This window comes from Escherichia sp. E2661, assembly GCF_004745185.1.
GTDB lineage: Bacteria > Pseudomonadota > Gammaproteobacteria > Enterobacterales > Enterobacteriaceae > Escherichia.
The window spans coordinates 169,776-188,964 of sequence record NZ_PDIG01000011.1 but is presented as its reverse complement, the minus strand read 5'-3'; the positions used below and the strand labels follow the sequence as shown (position 1 = coordinate 188,964).

Sequence of the window (19,189 nt, the reverse complement as noted above, 5' to 3'; positions counted from 1 at the left end):
AAGAGCCATGCCAAAACGTACAGATATAAAAAGTATCCTGATTCTGGGTGCGGGCCCGATTGTTATCGGTCAGGCGTGTGAGTTTGACTACTCTGGCGCGCAAGCATGTAAAGCCCTGCGCGAAGAAGGTTACCGCGTCATTCTGGTGAACTCCAACCCGGCGACCATCATGACCGACCCGGAAATGGCTGATGCGACCTACATCGAGCCGATTCACTGGGAAGTGGTACGTAAGATTATTGAAAAAGAGCGCCCGGATGCGGTGCTGCCAACGATGGGCGGCCAGACGGCGCTGAACTGTGCGCTGGAGCTGGAGCGTCAGGGGGTGCTGGAAGAGTTCGGCGTCACCATGATTGGTGCCACTGCCGATGCGATTGATAAAGCAGAAGACCGCCGTCGTTTCGACGTAGCGATGAAGAAAATCGGTCTGGAAACTGCGCGTTCCGGTATCGCGCACACGATGGAAGAAGCGCTGGCGGTTGCCGCTGACGTGGGCTTCCCGTGCATTATTCGCCCATCCTTCACAATGGGCGGTAGCGGTGGCGGTATCGCTTATAACCGCGAAGAGTTTGAAGAAATTTGCGCCCGCGGTCTGGATCTCTCCCCAACCAAAGAGCTGCTGATTGATGAGTCGCTGATCGGCTGGAAAGAGTACGAGATGGAAGTGGTGCGTGATAAAAACGACAACTGCATCATCGTCTGCTCTATCGAAAACTTTGATGCGATGGGCATCCACACCGGTGACTCCATCACTGTCGCGCCAGCCCAAACGCTGACCGACAAAGAATATCAAATCATGCGTAATGCCTCGATGGCGGTGCTGCGTGAAATCGGCGTTGAAACCGGTGGTTCCAACGTTCAGTTTGCGGTGAACCCGAAAAACGGTCGTCTGATTGTTATCGAAATGAACCCGCGCGTGTCGCGTTCTTCGGCGCTGGCGTCGAAAGCGACCGGCTTCCCGATTGCTAAAGTGGCGGCGAAACTGGCGGTGGGTTACACCCTCGACGAGCTGATGAACGACATCACTGGCGGGCGTACTCCGGCCTCCTTTGAGCCGTCCATCGACTACGTGGTCACCAAAATTCCTCGCTTCAACTTCGAGAAATTCGCTGGTGCGAACGACCGTCTGACCACTCAGATGAAATCGGTTGGCGAAGTGATGGCGATTGGCCGCACGCAGCAGGAATCCCTGCAAAAAGCGCTGCGCGGCCTGGAAGTCGGTGCGACTGGCTTTGACCCGAAAGTGAGCCTGGACGACCCGGAAGCGCTGACCAAAATCCGCCGCGAACTGAAAGATGCTGGCGCAGAGCGTATCTGGTACATCGCCGATGCCTTCCGCGCGGGCCTGTCTGTGGACGGCGTCTTCAACCTGACCAACATTGACCGTTGGTTCCTGGTACAGATTGAAGAACTGGTGCGTCTGGAAGAGAAAGTCGCAGAAGTGGGCATCACTGGCCTGAACGCTGACTTCCTGCGCCAGTTGAAACGTAAAGGCTTTGCCGATGCGCGTCTGGCAAAACTCGCGGGCGTACGCGAAGCGGAAATCCGTAAGCTGCGTGACCAGTATGACCTGCACCCGGTCTACAAGCGCGTGGATACCTGTGCGGCAGAGTTTGCCACCGACACCGCTTACATGTACTCCACTTATGAAGAAGAGTGCGAAGCGAATCCGTCTACCGACCGTGAAAAAATCATGGTGCTTGGCGGCGGCCCGAACCGTATCGGTCAGGGTATCGAATTCGACTACTGCTGCGTACACGCCTCGCTGGCGCTGCGTGAAGACGGTTACGAAACCATTATGGTTAACTGTAACCCGGAAACCGTCTCCACCGACTACGACACTTCCGACCGCCTCTACTTCGAGCCGGTAACTCTGGAAGATGTGCTGGAAATCGTGCGTATTGAGAAGCCAAAAGGCGTTATCGTTCAGTACGGCGGTCAGACCCCGCTGAAACTGGCGCGCGCGCTGGAAGCTGCTGGCGTACCGGTTATTGGTACCAGCCCGGATGCCATCGACCGTGCGGAAGACCGTGAACGCTTCCAGCACGCAGTTGACCGTCTGAAACTGAAGCAACCGGCGAACGCCACCGTTACCGCTATTGAAATGGCGGTTGAGAAGGCAAAAGAGATTGGCTACCCGCTGGTGGTGCGCCCGTCTTACGTTCTCGGCGGTCGGGCGATGGAAATCGTCTATGACGAAGCTGACCTGCGTCGCTACTTCCAGACGGCGGTCAGCGTGTCTAACGATGCGCCAGTGTTGCTGGATCACTTCCTCGATGACGCGGTAGAAGTGGATGTGGACGCCATCTGCGACGGCGAAATGGTGCTGATTGGCGGCATTATGGAGCACATCGAGCAGGCGGGCGTGCACTCCGGTGACTCCGCATGTTCTCTGCCAGCCTACACCTTAAGTCAGGAAATTCAGGATGTGATGCGCCAGCAGGTGCAGAAACTGGCCTTCGAATTGCAGGTGCGCGGCCTGATGAACGTGCAGTTTGCGGTGAAAAACAACGAAGTTTACCTGATTGAAGTTAACCCGCGTGCGGCGCGTACCGTTCCGTTCGTCTCCAAAGCCACCGGCGTGCCGCTGGCAAAAGTGGCGGCGCGCGTGATGGCAGGCAAATCGCTGGCTGAGCAGGGCGTGACTAAAGAAGTCATCCCGCCGTACTACTCGGTGAAAGAAGTGGTGCTGCCGTTCAACAAATTCCCGGGCGTTGACCCGCTGTTAGGGCCAGAAATGCGCTCCACCGGGGAAGTGATGGGCGTGGGTCGCACCTTCGCTGAAGCGTTCGCCAAAGCGCAGCTGGGCAGTAACTCCACCATGAAGAAACAGGGCCGTGCGCTGCTCTCCGTGCGTGAAGGCGACAAAGAACGAGTGGTGGATCTGGCGGCAAAACTGCTGAAACAGGGCTTCGAGCTGGATGCGACCCACGGCACGGCGATTGTGCTGGGCGAAGCAGGCATTAATCCGCGTCTGGTGAACAAGGTGCATGAAGGTCGTCCGCACATTCAGGACCGTATTAAGAATGGCGAATATACCTACATCATCAACACCACCTCAGGTCGTCGTGCGATTGAAGACTCCCGCGTGATCCGTCGCAGTGCGCTGCAATATAAAGTGCATTACGACACCACCCTGAACGGCGGCTTTGCCACCGCGATGGCGCTGAATGCCGATGCGACCGAAAAAGTTATTTCGGTGCAGGAAATGCACGCACAGATCAAATAATAGCGTGTGATGGCGGATATGTACTATTCGCCAATTTGATCGAATAACTAATACGGTTCTCGAAAGAGGACCGTTTTTTTTACCTGTAAGACAAAACTTTGTTGGAATTCATATTTTTGATGGCGTAAGCAGGATTTTGCTCACACTAATCCTTCGTTAGGTTGCATACTATCGATATATCCACAATTTTAATATGGCCTTGTTTAATTGCTGCAAAACGAGTCATAGCCAGTCTTTTAATTTGTGAAACTGGAGTTCGTATGTGTGAAGGATATGTTGAAAAACCACTCTACTTGTTAATCGCCGAATGGATGATGGCTGAAAACCGGTGGGTGATAGCAAGAGAGATCTCTATTCATTTCGATATTGAACACAGCAAGGCGGTTAATACCCTGACTTATATTCTGTCGGAAGTCGCAGAAATAAGCTGCGAAGTTAAGATGATCCCTAATAAGCTGGAAGGTCGGGGATGCCAGTGCCAGCGACTGGTAAAAGTGGTCGATATCGATGAGCAAATTTACGCGCGCCTGCGCAATAACAACCGGGATAAATTAGTCGGCGTAAGAAAGACGCCGCGTATTCCTGCCGTTCCGCTCACGGAACTTAACCGCGAGCAGAAGTGGCAGATGATGTTGTCAAAGAGTATGCGTCGTTAATGTCATTTCGTTGATACCGTGCGACCTGGTCGCCGGATGCGATGCTGGCGCATCTTATCCGGCCTACGGTTGCTTTCCAGCCAGGTCGGATAAGGCGTTTATGCCGCATCCGACAGCTATCGCCGGATGCGATGCTGGCGCATCTTATCCGGCCTACGGTTGCTTTCCAGCCAGGTTGGATAAGGCGTTTATGCCGCATCCGACAGCTATCGCCGGATGCGATGCTGGCGCATCTTATCCGGCCTACGGTTGCTCTCCAGCAGAGTTGGATAAGGCGTTTATGCCGCATCCGACGATGTTACCGTTTCGGCGCCACATCCGTCGTCCCCTGCAAACGGGGGCGATTTTCCTCCATTTGCCTCAACGGCTGCGTTTCATGTAACGATGCATGACAGCGCCCGACAAGATCCTGATATTCTTTGGTATTCAACCGCTTCCAGTGTAACTCGTCGTCACTCACACTGCGTACAGCGCGGGCTGGCGTACCCATCAACAACTGGCGTTTCTCGCCGCTAAAGCCTGCTTTGACAAAGCTCATGGCGGCAACAATGCTCTCTTCGCCAATGACCGCGCCATCCATAATCACGCTGTTCATCCCGACCAATGCATCGCGACCAATCATGCAGCCATGTAGGATCGCTCCGTGCCCGATATGGCCGTTTTCTCCAACGATGGTGTCAGTGTCGCAGTAGCCATGCATAATGCAGCCATCCTGAATATTGGCTCCCGCTTGCACGATCAACCGCCCGTAATCACCACGCAGTGAGGCGAGGGGGCCGATGTAGACTCCGGCCCCCACAATCACATCGCCAATCAAGACAGCACTGGGATGGACAAACGCCGTCGGGTGAACCACCGGAATTAACCTCTCAAAGGCGTAATAGCTCACGGTTGTTAACGTCCTTTCCACACCGGATCGCGCTTCTCGGCAAACGCCTGCGGCCCTTCAAGGGCATCTTCCGAATGCAGAACCGATGGATAGTGTTTCAACACGCCGCTGCGAATATAGCGATACGCTTCTTCCACCGGCATTTCGCTGGTGGTGCGGTAGATCTCTTTCAGCGCCGCGATCGCCAGCGGGGCGCTGTCAACCAGTTGCTGCGCCAGTTCGCGGGCGTTATCCATCAGTTCCGCCTGGCTAACCACGCGGTTGACTACCCCCCAACGCAGCGCCTCTTCTGCGCCCATTCTTCTGCCAGTCATCACCATTTCATTGACGATGGCAGGCGGCAGGATCTTCGGCAGACGCAGAACACCGCCGCTGTCAGGAACGATGCCCAGTTTGGCTTCCGGCAGGGCGAAGCTGGCGTTATCGGCACAAACAATAAAATCTGCCGCCAGCGCCAGTTCGAAACCGCCGCCAAAGGCGTAGCCGTTCACGGCTGCGATAACCGGTTTGTCGAGATTAAAAATTTCGGTTAAGCCCGCAAAACCACCCGGACCAAAGTCAGCATCCGGTGCTTCGCCTTCTGCTGCTGCTTTTAAATCCCAGCCTGCGGAAAAGAATTTCTCTCCGGCACCGGTAATAATGGCGACACGTAATTGCGGATCGTCACGGAAATTTAGAAATACTTCGCCCATTTCAAAGCTGGTTTTCGCATCAATAGCATTCGCTTTTGGTCGATCAAGGGTAATTTCCAGAATTGATCCATTGCGGGTCAGATGTAATGATTCACTCATTCCTTTTCTCCATTTTTGCTTTTTCAGGGACGACAACGGCCCTGCAAAAAAATGCATATTATTGTTGAACGTGATTATTACCAGGCAGAGTAGTACCCTGCTGTAGTGTTTATTTCAGCGCCTTTCTGATTATTTTCCCCGAGCAATTACGCGGCAGATCTTTTCTGATCTCCAGATAAGAGGGCACTTTAAATTTCGCCATATTCTGTTCGCAAAAGCAGAAGAATTCCTCTTCGCTCAATATTTCACCTTCATTCAGCACCACAAACGCTTTGATGGCTTCATCGCGAATCGAATCTTTAATACCAACAACCACGATGTCCTGAATTTTTGGATGGGTGGCGATGATATTTTCCAGCTCCACGCAGGAGACATTCTCGCCACCGCGTTTGATCATATTGCAGCGGCGATCGACGAAATAAAAAAAGCCCTCTTCGTCGCGGTATCCGGTATCGCCAGTATGCAGCCAGCCATCGGCTTCCAGCACTTTCGCAGTGGCTTGCGGGTTGAGAAAATACTCTTTGAAGATGGTTTTCCCAGGTACGCCTTTAATGCAGATTTCACCGATCTCACCTGCCGGGAGCGGACGATTGTGATCGTCGCGAATCTCCGCTTCGTAGCAAAACCCCGCCCGGCCAATCGACGGCCAGCGTCGTTTATCGCCAGGGCGATCGCCGATAATGCCCACAATGGTTTCCGTCATCCCATAAGACGTCAGCAAGCGAACGCCGAAGCGTTCACAAAACGCATCTTTTTCCTGCTCTGACAGGTTGAGATAAAACATCACTTCCCGCAGGCGGTGTTGCCGATCGTTCGCTGAAGGCGGCTGCACCATCAACGTACGAATCATCATCGGAATACATTCGGTAATGGTGGCGCGGTACTTCTGTACCTGTCCCCAGAAGGCGCGGGCGCTGTATTTCTCGACCAGCACAAAGGTGGCTCCGGCAGAAAACGCCGCCATCGCCGCAGTACACTGGCAATCGATATGAAACGCAGGCATTACCGTCAGGTAGACGTCATCGTCACGCAGTGCACACTGCCAGGCGGAGTAATATCCAGCGAAGCGCAGGTTGTAATGGGTAATCACCACACCTTTCGGTCGGGAAGTGGTACCGGAGGTAAAGAGAATTTCCGCCGTATCGTCGGTCGATAGCGGCGGTGCATAGCACAAGGTGGCAGGTTGTTGATTTTTCAGTTGAGTAAACGAACTCACGCCATCATCAGCGGGAAGCGCCACATCTGTCAGGCAAATGTGCCGCAACTGCGTGGCATCTTCCTGCTGAATCTGTTGATACATAGGATAGAATTGCGCACTGGTTACCAGCAGGCACGCCTGGCTATTTTGCAGGATCCACGTGCTTTCTTCGCGCAACAGGCGGGCGTTAATCGGCACCATAATCGCGCCAATTTTTGCCAACCCGAACCAGCAAAAGATAAATTCCGGGCAGTTGTCGAGATGTAGAGCAACCTTGTCGCCTTTGCGAATCCCCAGCGTATAAAACAGGTTTGCCGTGCGGTTAATCTCCTGATTTAACTCAAGATAACTATACCGGTTAACGACTCCGCCGCTGGATTCACAAATCAGCGCCGTTTTGTGACCGTAAACGTCCGCCAGATCGTCCCACATTTGACGTAGATGTTGTCCGCCAATGATATCCATTGCACCTCTATCCATTTTGTTCGTTTGTGATTGGGCGGGCGCTAGTCAGGCAAGCTGACTGGCGCCACGCGTTTAGTCCTCAACTTTGGCCAGACCTTTGCTGACCAACTCCTGAATGTCGTTTTCGCTGTAGCCGATAGTTTTCAAAATGGCAGCCGTGTCCATGCCATGTGATGGCATTCCGCGCCAGATTTGGCCTGGGTTATTTTTGAATTTCGGCATCACGTTCGGCCCTTTGCAGGTGCGACCATCCATCGTTTGCCACTGGGTGATGGATTCACGGGCCACATACTGTGGATTGCTTTCCAGTTCCGGTACGGTCAGCACTTTGGCGCAGGCGATATTCAGTTCAGCAAAGCGTTCTTTAACTTCTGCGATGGTATGTGCCGCCAGCCAGGCATCGAGTTTCTCTTCAACCAGCGGGCCGTAAGGGCATTCGATACGGTGGATAAGCTGGGTGCCTTCCGGGATTTCCGGCGTACCGAGCAGATGCGCGAGGCCAATATCTTTAAAGCATTCTGCAATCTGAGTAATGCCCACCAGTTCCATCACGATGTAGCCGTCGGCGCATTTGTATAGACCGCAACCGGCGTAGTAGGGATCTTTCCCTTTGGTCATGCGCGGGCACATTTCGCCGCCGTTGAAGTAATCCATCATGAAGTACTGGCCCATACGCAGCATCACTTCATACATGGCGATGTCGATGCTTTCGCCTTTACCGGTTTCACGCACTTTATGCAGTGCTGCCAGCGCTGCCGTGGTGGCGGTCAGGCCAGAGAAGTAATCGGCGGTATACGGGAAGGCAGGCATTGGCTGGTCAACATCACCGTTCTGAATCAGGTAACCACTGAAGGCCTGGGCGATGGTGTTATAGGCCGGAAGATTGGTGTACTCCTCGGTGCCGTACTGACCAAAACCGGACAGGTGAGCGATAACCAGTTTCGGGTTGTGCTGCCACAGAACTTCATCGGTAATGCCACGACGGGCAAAGGCCGGACCTTTACTGGCTTCGATGAAGATATCGGTGGTTTCCATTAATTTCAGAAACGCTTCGCGGCCTTCATCTTTGAAAATATTTAACGACAGCGCGTGCAAATTGCGGCGGGAGAGCTGCGGGTAGTTAGGTTGAACGCGAATGGTGTCGGCCCAGGCGACGTTCTCGATCCAGATAACTTCCGCCCCCCATTCTGCGAACATTTGCCCGGCAAACGGTCCGGCGATTTCGATACCGGAGAAGACAACGCGCAATCCGGCCAGCGGCCCGAATTTCGGCATGGGTAGATGATCCATTATTAGCTCCTGAAAAATTTGTGTAGCGCATGACTGCCGGATGCGGCGTAAACGCCTTATCCGGCCGACATTCGTGCTCCCGTAGGCCTGATAAGACGCGACAGCGTCGCATCAAGCAGCGCACGGACTTAGCGGTATTGCTTCAGCACCGCACGACCCAGCGTCAGGATCTGCATTTCGTCAGATCCGCCGGAGACGCGGTCTACACGCAGGTCACGCCAGAAGCGGCTGATGCGGTGGTTGCCCGCAATCCCGACACCGCCCAGCACCTGCATTGCGCTATCCACCACTTCAAATGCCGCATTGGCGCAGAAGTATTTGCACATTGCCGCATCACCAGAGGTGATGGTGCCGTTGTCTGCTTTCCACGCTGCTTCATACAGCATGTTTTTCATGGAGTTTAATTTGATCGCCATGTGGGCGAATTTTTCCTGAATCAACTGGAAACGACCAATCGCCTCGCCAAACTGCACGCGTTGGTTGGCGTAGCGCGCCGCATCTTCAAAGGCGCACATCGCCGTACCGTAGTTGGTCAGGGCTACCAGGAAACGTTCATGGTCGAACTCTTCTTTGACGCGGTTAAAGCCGTTACCTTCCCGACCGAACATGTCTTTCTCGTCCAGTTCCACATCGTCAAAGGTGATTTCACAGCAGCTATCCATACGCAGACCGAGCTTCTCAAGTTTGGTCACTTTGATGCCCGGTTTGCTCATATCGACAAACCATTCGGTGTAGACAGGTTTGTCCGGAGAAGCCCCGTCGCGCGCCATCACCACGATGTACGGGGTGTAGGCGCTGCTGGTAATAAAACACTTACTACCATTAAGATAAATCTTACCATCTCTACGGGTATAAGTCGTTTTCAGGCTACCCACGTCAGAGCCAGCCCCTGGTTCGGTAATCGCTGAGTTCCACATCTGCTTACCGGTACCACGAAACGCCATAATCTTGTCGATCTGCTCTTGTGTGCCTTCACGCAGGATGGTGTTAAACCCGCCTGGCAACTGATACAACACGTAGGTTGGCGCCCCCAAACGACCCAGTTCCATCCACACGGCGGCGAGGGTAACAAACCCCGCATCCAGACCACCGTGCTCTTCCGGGATCAGCAGGCTGTCGATATCCATATCCGCCAGTGCTTTGACAAAACGTTCCGGGTAGACGCTGTCACGGTCGCACTCGGCAAAATAGGCCTCCCAGTTTTCGCTGGCCATCAGTTCGCGGATACCGGCGACAAACAGTTCCTGCTCATCATTTAAATTAAAATCCATCTTTCAACCTCTTGATATTTTGGGGGTTAATTAATCTTTCCAGTTCTGTTTCGCGTCTTTAATAAAGGAGAGCGTCACCATAATGTTGACGAAGAACAGCGGGCATCCTCCGGCGATAATGGCGGTTTGAATCGGTTTCAGGCCGCCGAGCGCCAGCAGAACAATGCCGATAACACCAACCAACACTGACCAGCCGATACGCACCAGCAGTGGCGGTTCTTCACCGTCGCGCACTTCGCGGCAGGTGGACATCGCCAGGGTGTAAGAGCAGGCGTTAATCAGGGTAACGGTGGCAATAAAGCAGAGAATGAAGAAGCCCCACATGGTGGCAGTGCTGAGCGGCAGAGCGGCCCAGGTTTCGATGATGGCGCGCGCCACACCGTACTGTTCGATCAGGTTTGGAATGTTGATGATGTTTTTATCCATCAACAGCAGAGTGTTACTGCCGAGTACGGTCCACAGGATCCAGGTGGATGCTGTCAGCCCCATCACCATACCGAAGCACAGTTCACGCACGGTACGACCACGGGAAATACGCGCCAGGAAGATACTCATCTGGATGGCATAAATTACCCACCATGCCCAGTAGAACACGGTCCAGCCCTGCGGGAAGCCGCCTTTGCCAACGGCATCGGTATAGAACAACATGCGCGGCAGATACATCAGCAACATCCCCACCGAGTCGGTGAAGTAGTTCATGATGAAGCTGGCGCCGCTGACGATGAATACCCAGCCAAGCATCAGGAAACTCAGATAGCTGCGCACATCGCTGGCGATTTTTACCCCTTTTTGCAGACCACAGGCGACGCAGATAGCGTTGAGGATGATCCAGCAGGTAATGATAATAGCGTCCAGTTGCAGGGTATGCGGAATACCAAACAGATACTGCATACACTCGGTCACCAGCGGCGTGGCAAGACCCAGACTGGTGCCCATTGCGAAGATCAACGCCACCAGATAGAAGTTATCGACGATAGTGCCAAACAAGCCTTTGGCATGTTTTTCACCTACCAGCGGCACCAGAGTGGAGCTGGGGCGAATCACATCCATTTTGCGGACAAAGAAGAAGTACGCGAAGGCGACGGAAAGGAAGCTGTAAGTGGCCCACGGTAGCGGTCCCCAGTGGAACAAACTGTAGGCCAGCCCCAGTTCTTTCGCGCCAGTGGAGTTTGGCGCTAAAGCAAATGGCGGCGTGGAGATGTAGTAGTAGATCTCAATCGACCCCCAGAACAGTACGGCGGCAGACGTACAGGAGGCGAACATCATAAAGATCCAACTGGCGGTACTAAATTCTGGTGGTTCGTTACCTAAACGCTTTTTGGCATACGGGCCAAATACCAGCCAGAACCAACCGAAAAGCATCACCACCATATACCATTCAAATGCCCATCCCCATACATTGGTGATGTAACTGAATACAGCATTAATAACGACATTCGCCGCATCCAGATCTCTGACTGTAAGCCAACAAAGTATGCCAACGATTATTAATGGCGGAAAGAACACCTTCGGTTCTATTCCCGTTTTTCTCTTTTCTTTTGTCATGAGTTAATTCCACTGTAAAAATAAATATTTATTTGGCGTTCCCGTTTGTTTTATTTTTGTTAACATTTAATATAATTATTATTAACCTCGTGGACGCGTTAATGGCTAACTCATAATGGGTATTCAATTGGCTGCATTCTGTGATGTAAGCCACAGTTTTTCATCGGGTAAAAACAGAGTGTCTTTGTGTGAATATCCAATATTAATCAATATGATGGGCTTGATTGTGAGTAAAAAAATAGCATCTGACTTTCAATATTGGTGATCCATAAAACAATATTGAAAATTTCTTTTTGCTACGCCATGTTTTCAATATTGGTGAGGGACTTAACAATATTGAAAGTTGGATTTATCTGCGTGTGACATTTTCAATATTGGTGATTAAAGTTTTATTCCCGAATTAAAGGACGTGATATCTGTAATTAACACCACCGATATGAACGACGTTTCCTTCATGATTTCTGGAGATGCAATGAAGATTATTACTTGCTATAAGTGCGTGCCTGATGAACAGGATATTGCGATCAATAATGCTGATGGTTCATTAGATCTCAGCAAAGCCGATGCCAAAATAAGCCAATACGATCTCAACGCTATTGAAGCGGCTTGCCAGCTAAAACAGCAGGCGGCAGAGGCGCAGGTGACGGCCTTAAGTGTGGGCGGTAAAGCCCTGACCAACGCCAAAGGGCGTAAAGATGTGCTATCGCGCGGCCCGGATGAACTGATTGTGGTGATTGATGACCAGTTCGAGCAGGCACTGCCGCAACAAACGGCGAGCGCACTGGCTGCCGCGGCACAGAAAGCTGGCTTTGATTTGATCCTCTGTGGCGATGGTTCTTCCGACCTTTATGCCCAGCAGGTTGGTTTGCTGGTGGGCGAAATCCTCAATATTCCGGCAGTTAACGGTGTCAGCAAAATTATCTCCCTGACGGCAGATACCCTCACCGTTGAGCGCGAACTGGAAGATGAAACAGAAACCTTAAGCATTCCGCTGCCTGCGGTTGTTGCTGTTTCCACTGATATCAACTCCCCACAAATTCCTTCGATGAAAGCCATTCTCGGCGCGGCGAAAAAGCCAGTCCAGGTATGGTCGGCGGCGGATATCGGTTTTAACGCAGAGTCAGCCTGGTCTGAACAACAGGTTGCCGCACCGAAACAGCGCGAGCGTCAGCGCATCGTGATTGAAGGCGACGGCGAAGAACAGATCGCCGCATTTGCTGAAAATCTTCGCAAAGTCATTTAATTACAGGGGATGCTATGAACACGTTTTTCTCAAGTCTGGGTATTCAGCGATACCCCTTCTCGTCTGCCGGAACTGATGAACGGTGCGCAGGCTTTAGCTAATCAAATCAATGCCTTTGTCCTCAATGATGCCGATGGCGTACAGGCAATCCAGCTCGGCGCTAATCATGTCTGGAAATTAAGCGGCAAACCGGACGATCGGATGATCGAAGATTACGCCAGTGTCATGGCTGACACTATTCGCCAGCACGGCGCAGACGGCCTGGTACTGCTGCCAAACACCCGTCGCGGCAAATTACTGGCGGCAAAACTGGGTTATCGCCTTAAAGCGGCGGTGTCTAACGATGCCAGCACCGTCAGCGTACAGGACGGTAAAGCGACAGTGAAACACATGGTTTACGGCGGTCTGGCGATTGGCGAAGAACGCATTGCCACGCCGTATGCGGTGCTGACCATCAGCAGCGGCACGTTCGATGCGGCTCAGTCAGACGCGTCACGCACTGGCGAAACGCACACCGTGGAGTGGCAGGCTCCGGCTGTGGCGATTACCCGCATGGCAACGCAGGCGCGCCAGAGCAACAGCGTCGATCTCGACAAAGCCCGTCTGGTGGTCAGCGTCGGTCGCGGCATTGGCAGCAAAGATAACATTGCGCTGGCAGAACAGCTTTGTAAGGCGATAGGTGCGGAGTTGGCCTGTTCTCGTCCGGTGGCGGAAAACGAAAAATGGATGGAGCACGAACGCTATGTCGGTATCTCCAACCTGATGCTGAAACCTGAATTGTATCTGGCGGTGGGCATCTCCGGGCAGATCCAGCACATGGTTGGCGCTAACGCGTCGCAAACCATTTTCGCCATCAACAAAGATAAAAATGCGCCGATCTTCCAGTACGCGGATTACGGCATTGTTGGCGACGCCGTGAAGATCCTTCCGGCGCTGACCGCAGCTTTAGCGCGTTGATCCACTCTGGCAGGGCTGCATTTCGGCCCTGCCGCTGACAGGGAGCTCTTATGTCCGAAGATATCTTTGACGCCATCATCGTCGGTGCAGGGCTTGCCGGTTCGATTGCCGCACTGGTGCTCGCCTGCGAAGGGGCGCAAGTGTTAGTTATCGAGCGTGGCAATTCCGCAGGTGCCAAGAACGTCACCGGCGGGCGTCTCTATGCCCACAGTCTGGAACACATTATTCCAGGTTTCGCCGAATCCGCCCCCGTAGAACGCCTGATTACCCATGAAAAACTCGCGTTTATGACGGAAAAGTCAGCGATGACCATGGACTACTGCAATGGCGACGAAACCTCGCCATCCCAGCGTTCTTACTCCGTTTTGCGCAGTAAATTTGATGCCTGGCTGATGGAGCAGGCCGAAGACGCGGGCGCGCAGTTAATTACCGGGATCCGCGTCGATAACCTCGTACAGCGCGATGGCAAAGTTGTCGGCGTAGAAGCCGATGGCGATGTGATTGAAGCGAAAACGGTGATCCTTGCTGACGGGGTGAACTCCATCCTTGCCGAAAAGCTGGGGATGGCTAAACGCGTTAAACCGACGGATGTGGCGGTTGGCGTGAAGGAACTGATCGAGTTACCGAAGTCGGTTATCGAAGACCGTTTTCAGTTGCAGGGTAATCAGGGCGCGGCTTGCCTGTTTGCGGGATCACCCACCGATGGCCTGATGGGCGGCGGCTTCCTTTATACCAATGAAAACACTCTGTCGCTGGGGCTGGTTTGTGGTCTGCATCATCTGCATGACGCAAAAAAATCGGTGCCGCAAATGCTGGAAGATTTCAAACAACATCCGGCAGTTGCACCGCTGATCGCGGGCGGCAAGCTGGTGGAATATTCCGCTCACGTAGTGCCGGAAGCAGGTATCAACATGCTGCCGGAGCTGGTCGGTGACGGCGTATTGATTGCCGGTGATGCCGCCGGAATGTGTATGAACCTCGGTTTTACCATTCGCGGTATGGATCTGGCGATTGCCGCCGGGGAAGCCGCAGCAAAAACCGTGCTTTCAGCGATGAAAAGCGACGATTTTAGTAAGCAAAAACTCGCGGAATATCGTCAGCATCTGGAGAGTGGCCCGCTGCGCGATATGCGTATGTACCAGAAACTACCGGCGTTCCTTGATAACCCACGCATGTTTAGCGGCTACCCGGAACTGGCGGTGGGCGTGGCGCGTGACCTGTTCACCATTGACGGCAGCGCGCCGGAACTGATGCGCAAGAAAATCCTCCGCCACGGCAAGAAAGTGGGCTTCATCAATCTAATCAAGGATGGCATGAAAGGAGTGACTGTTTTATGACTTCTCCCGTCAATGTGGACGTCAAACTGGGCGTCAATAAATTCAATGTCGATGAAGAGCATCCGCACATTGTTGTGAAGGCCGATGCCGATAAACAGGCGCTGGAGCTGCTGGTGAAAGCGTGCCCCGCAGGTCTGTACAAGAAGCAGGATGACGGCAGTGTGCGCTTCGATTACGCCGGATGTCTGGAGTGCGGCACCTGTCGCATTCTGGGGCTGGGGTCGGCGCTGGAACAGTGGGAATACCCGCGCGGCACCTTTGGTGTGGAGTTCCGTTACGGTTGATGTCGGTTTGATACGTAACGCCGTACTGACTCTCATTGCAAAAAAACAGGAATAACCCATGCAACCGTCCAGAAACTTTGACGATCTTAAATTTTCCTCTATTCACCGCCGCATTTTGCTGTGGGGAAGCGGTGGTCCGTTTCTGGATGGTTATGTACTGGTAATGATTGGCGTGGCACTGGAGCAACTGACTCCGGCGCTGAAACTGGACGCTGACTGGATTGGCTTGCTGGGCGCGGGAACGCTCGCCGGGCTGTTCGTTGGCACATCGCTGTTTGGCTATATCTCCGATAAAGTCGGACGGCGCAAAATGTTCCTCATTGATATCATCGCCATCGGCGTAATATCGGTGGCGACGATGTTTGTTTCATCCCCCGTCGAACTGTTGGTGATGCGGGTACTCATCGGCATTGTCATCGGTGCAGATTATCCCATCGCCACTTCGATGATCACCGAGTTCTCCAGTACACGTCAGCGGGCGTTTTCCATCAGCTTTATCGCCGCGATGTGGTATGTCGGCGCGACCTGTGCCGATCTGGTCGGCTACTGGCTTTATGATGTGGAAGGTGGTTGGCGCTGGATGCTGGGTAGCGCGGCGATCCCTTGTTTGTTGATTTTGATTGGTCGATTCGAACTGCCTGAATCTCCCCGCTGGTTGTTACGCAAAGGGCGAGTAAAAGAGTGCGAAGAGATGATGATAAAACTGTTTGGCGAACCGGTGGCTTTCGAGGAAGAGCAGCCGCAGCAAACCCGTTTTCGCGATCTGTTTAATCGCCGCCATTTTCCTTTTGTTCTGTTTGTTGCCGCCATCTGGACCTGCCAGGTGATCCCCATGTTCGCTATTTACACCTTTGGCCCGCAAATCGTTGGTTTGTTGGGATTGGGTGTTGGCAAAAAACGCGGCGCTGGGGAATGTGGTGATTAGCCTGTTCTTTATGCTCGGCTGTATTCCGCCGATGCTGTGGCTAAACACTGCTGGACGGCGTCCATTGTTGATTGGCAGCTTTGCCATGATGACGCTGGCGCTGGCGGTTTTGGGGCTGATCCCGGATATGGGGCTCTGGCTGGTGGTCATGGCCTTTGCGGTATATGCCTTTTTCTCTGGTGGGCCGGGTAATTTGCAGTGGCTTTATCCTAATGAACTCTTCCCGACGGATATCCGCGCCTCTGCCGTGGGCGTGATTATGTCCTTAAGCCGTATTGGCACTATTGTATCGACCTGGGCACTGCCGATCTTTATCAATAATTACGGTATCAGTAACACGATGCTAATGGGGGGCGGGTATCTCGCTGTTTGGCTTGTTGATTTCCGTAGCGTTTGCTCCCGAGACGCGTGGAATGTCACTGGCGCAGACCAGCAATATGACGATCCGCAGGCAGCGAGCGGGGTAATTTATTCAGATTTCTCTCTTTTCTGAATCAATATTATTGACTATAAGCCGCGTGAATATATGACTACACTTTGTGGGAAAACAAAGGCGTAAACACGCGGGCTACCTATGATTCTTATAATTTATGCGCATCCGTATCCGCATCATTCCCATGCGAATAAACGGATGCTTGAACAGGCAAGGACGCTGGAAGGCGTCGAAATTCGCTCTCTTTATCAACTCTATCCTGACTTCAATATCGACATTGCCGCCGAGCAGGAGGCGCTGTCTCGCGCCGATCTGATCGTCTGGCAGCACCCGATGCAGTGGTACAGCATTCCACCGCTCCTTAAACTTTGGATCGATAAAGTTTTCTCCCACGGCTGGGCTTACGGTCACGGCGGCACGGCGCTGCATGGCAAACATTTGCTGTGGGCTGTGACGACCGGCGGCGGGGAAAGCCATTTTGAAATTGGTGCGCATCCGGGCTTTGATGTGTTGTCGCAGCCGCTACAGGCGACGGCAATCTACTGCGGGCTGAACTGGCTGCCACCGTTTGCCATGCACTGCACCTTTATTTGTGACGACGAAACCCTCGAAGGGCAGGCGCGTCACTATAAGCAACGTCTGCTGGAATGGCAGGAGGCACATCATGGATAGTCATACGCTGATTCAGGCGCTGATTTATCTCGGTTCGGCGGCGCTGATTGTACCCATTGCGGTACGCCTCGGTCTGGGATCGGTACTTGGCTACCTGATCGCGGGCTGCATTATTGGTCCGTGGGGGCTGCGACTGGTGACCGATGCCGAATCTATCCTGCACTTTGCTGAGATTGGCGTCGTGCTGATGCTGTTTATTATCGGCCTCGAACTCGATCCACAAAGGCTGTGGAAGCTGCGTGCGGCAGTGTTCGGCGGTGGCGCATTGCAGATGGTGATTTGCGGCGGCCTGCTGGGGCTGTTCTGCATGTTACTTGGACTGCGCTGGCAGGTAGCGGAACTGATCGGCATGACGCTGGCGCTCTCCTCTACGGCAATTGCCATGCAGGCGATGAATGAGCGCAATCTGATGATGACGCAGATGGGCCGCAGTGCCTTTGCGGTTCTGCTGTTCCAGGATATCGCGGCGATCCCGCTGGTGGCGATGATCCCGCTACTGGCGGCGAGCAGTGCCTCGACGACGATGGGCGCATTTGCCCTGTCGGCGTTAAAAGTGGCGGGCGCGCTGGTGCTGGTGGTACTGCTGGGGCGCTATGTCACACGTCCGGCGCTGCGTTTTGTTGCTCGCTCTGGCTTGCGGGAAGTGTTTAGTGCCGTGGCTTTATTCCTCGTGTTTGGCTTTGGTTTGCTGCTGGAAGAGGTCGGCTTGTCGATGGCGATGGGCGCGTTTCTGGCGGGCGTACTGCTGGCAAGCTCGGAATATCGTCATGCGCTGGAAAGCGATATCGAACCGTTTAAAGGTTTGCTGCTGGGGCTGTTTTTCATCGGCGTTGGCATGTCGATAGACTTTGGCACGCTGCTTGAAAATCCGTTGCGCATTGTTATTTTGCTGCTCGGTTTCCTCATCATCAAAATCGCCATGCTGTGGCTGATTGCCCGACCGTTGCAGGTGCCAAATAAACAGCGTCGCTGGTTTGCGGTGTTATTAGGGCAGGGCAGTGAGTTTGCCTTTGTGGTATTTGGTGCGGCGCAGATGGCGAATGTGCTGGAGCCAGAGTGGGCGAAATCGCTGACCCTGGCGGTGGCGCTGTCGATGGCGGCAACGCCGATTCTGCTGGTGATCCTCAATCGCCTTGAGCAATCTTCTACTGAAGAAGCGCGTGAAGCCGATGAGATCGACGAAGAACAGCCACGGGTAATCATTGCTGGATTCGGTCGTTTTGGGCAGATAACCGGGCGTTTACTGCTCTCCAGCGGGGTGAAAATGGTGGTGCTCGATCACGACCCGGACCATATCGAAACGCTGCGTAAATTCGGCATGAAAGTGTTTTACGGCGATGCCACGCGGATGGATTTACTGGAATCTGCCGGAGCGGCGAAAGCGGAAGTGCTGATTAACGCCATCGACGATCCGCAAACCAACCTGCAACTGACGGAGATGGTGAAAGAACATTTCCCGCATTTGCAGATTATTGCCCGCGCCCGCGATGTCGACCACTACATTCGTTTGCGCCAGGCAGGCGTTGAAAAGCCGGAGCGTGAAACCTTCGAAGGTGCGCTGAAAACCGGGCGTCTGGCGCTGGAAAGTTTAGGTCTGGGGCCGTATGAAGCGCGAGAACGCGCCGATGTGTTCCGCCGCTTTAATATTGAAATGGTGGAAGAGATGGCAATGGTTGAGAACGATACCAAAGCCCGCGCGGCGGTCTATAAACGCACCAGTGCGATGTTAAGCGAGATCATCACCGAGGACCGGGAACATCTGTCACTCATCCAACGGCATGGCTGGCAGGGAACCGAAGAAGGTAAACATACCGGTAATATGGCGGATGAACCGGAAACGAAACCCTTATCCTAATAAAGAGTGACGTAAATCACGCTTTACAGCTAACTATTTGTTTTTATTTCATTGTAATGCGGCGAGTCCACGAACAGATTATGGACTCGCCAGCAAAATAAAAATTTTCCTCAACATCATCCTCTCGCCAGTCGACGAAGGTTTACGCT

Annotated in this window: 13 protein-coding genes and 2 pseudogenes; 9 read left to right on the top strand and 6 right to left on the bottom strand. The window is 53.3% G+C overall.

Going from position 1 to position 19,189, the window contains the following annotated elements; translation table 11 throughout:
* Positions 1–7 precede the first annotated feature (7 nt).
* Both carB and caiF read left to right on the top strand, forming a co-directional pair.
* Complete coding sequence (carB, locus tag CRI63_RS06435; protein WP_130259612.1) at positions 8–3,229, top strand: carbamoyl-phosphate synthase large subunit; 3,222 nt, start codon at positions 8–10, stop codon at positions 3,227–3,229.
* 260 nt (positions 3,230–3,489) lie between these two features.
* Positions 3,490–3,885 carry a carnitine metabolism transcriptional regulator CaiF gene (caiF, locus tag CRI63_RS06430; protein WP_135518870.1) on the top strand — a complete coding sequence of 132 codons (396 nt, stop codon included), beginning with the start codon at positions 3,490–3,492 and terminating at the stop codon, positions 3,883–3,885.
* Positions 3,886–4,183: 298 nt separating this feature from the next.
* On the opposite strand, the gene caiE is transcribed toward caiF, so the two are convergent.
* The 6 genes from caiE to caiT form a co-directional block, all read right to left on the bottom strand.
* Positions 4,184–4,774 carry a carnitine operon protein CaiE gene (gene caiE, locus CRI63_RS06425; RefSeq protein WP_135518868.1) on the bottom strand — a complete coding sequence of 197 codons (591 nt, stop codon included), beginning with the start codon at positions 4,772–4,774 and terminating at the stop codon, positions 4,184–4,186.
* Between the two features lie 5 nt (positions 4,775–4,779).
* Positions 4,780–5,565 (bottom strand): crotonobetainyl-CoA hydratase, encoded by a 786-nt coding sequence (gene caiD, locus CRI63_RS06420; protein WP_135518866.1) that lies wholly within the window; start codon positions 5,563–5,565, stop codon positions 4,780–4,782.
* Between the two features lie 109 nt (positions 5,566–5,674).
* Complete coding sequence (caiC, locus tag CRI63_RS06415; RefSeq protein WP_130257867.1) at positions 5,675–7,228, bottom strand: crotonobetaine/carnitine-CoA ligase; 1,554 nt, start codon at positions 7,226–7,228, stop codon at positions 5,675–5,677.
* Positions 7,229–7,300: 72 nt separating this feature from the next.
* Complete coding sequence (caiB, locus tag CRI63_RS06410) at positions 7,301–8,518, bottom strand: L-carnitine CoA-transferase (protein WP_130204851.1); 1,218 nt, start codon at positions 8,516–8,518, stop codon at positions 7,301–7,303.
* Positions 8,519–8,646: 128 nt separating this feature from the next.
* The gene (gene caiA, locus CRI63_RS06405; RefSeq protein ID WP_130217474.1) at positions 8,647–9,789 is read right to left on the bottom strand and encodes a crotonobetainyl-CoA dehydrogenase; all 1,143 of its coding nucleotides are present in this window, start codon (positions 9,787–9,789) and stop codon (positions 8,647–8,649) included.
* 30 nt (positions 9,790–9,819) lie between these two features.
* Positions 9,820–11,334 carry an L-carnitine/gamma-butyrobetaine antiporter gene (caiT, locus tag CRI63_RS06400; protein WP_135518864.1) on the bottom strand — a complete coding sequence of 505 codons (1,515 nt, stop codon included), beginning with the start codon at positions 11,332–11,334 and terminating at the stop codon, positions 9,820–9,822.
* A gap of 472 nt (positions 11,335–11,806) precedes the next feature.
* Between caiT and CRI63_RS06395 the strand changes: the two genes are divergently transcribed.
* From CRI63_RS06395 to kefC, 7 genes and pseudogenes are all read left to right on the top strand, one after another.
* Positions 11,807–12,577, top strand: a complete 771-nt coding sequence (locus CRI63_RS06395; RefSeq protein WP_135486687.1) for an electron transfer flavoprotein FixA — start codon at positions 11,807–11,809, stop codon at positions 12,575–12,577.
* A 24-nt stretch (positions 12,578–12,601) separates the two neighbouring features.
* A pseudogene (locus tag CRI63_RS06390) lies at positions 12,602–13,534 on the top strand (electron transfer flavoprotein subunit alpha/FixB family protein); the annotation flags it as partial.
* Between the two features lie 50 nt (positions 13,535–13,584).
* Positions 13,585–14,871, top strand: coding sequence for an FAD-dependent oxidoreductase (locus CRI63_RS06385; protein ID WP_135518860.1), 1,287 nt, complete (start codon positions 13,585–13,587; stop codon positions 14,869–14,871).
* Positions 14,868–15,155, top strand: coding sequence for a ferredoxin-like protein FixX (gene fixX, locus CRI63_RS06380; RefSeq protein WP_000203741.1), 288 nt, complete (start codon positions 14,868–14,870; stop codon positions 15,153–15,155). Before CRI63_RS06385 ends, fixX begins: the two co-directional genes overlap by 4 nt.
* Positions 15,156–15,213: 58 nt before the next feature.
* Positions 15,214–16,547, top strand: a pseudogene (locus CRI63_RS06375) (MFS transporter).
* Positions 16,548–16,654: 107 nt separating this feature from the next.
* Positions 16,655–17,185: a glutathione-regulated potassium-efflux system oxidoreductase KefF gene (gene kefF / locus CRI63_RS06370; RefSeq protein ID WP_000600725.1), complete on the top strand. Its 531-nt coding sequence runs from the start codon at positions 16,655–16,657 to the stop codon at positions 17,183–17,185.
* Entirely contained in the window at positions 17,178–19,040 is a 1,863-nt protein-coding gene (gene kefC / locus CRI63_RS06365) for a glutathione-regulated potassium-efflux system protein KefC (protein WP_135518858.1), read from the top strand. Before kefF ends, kefC begins: the two co-directional genes overlap by 8 nt.
* Positions 19,041–19,189 lie beyond the last annotated feature (149 nt).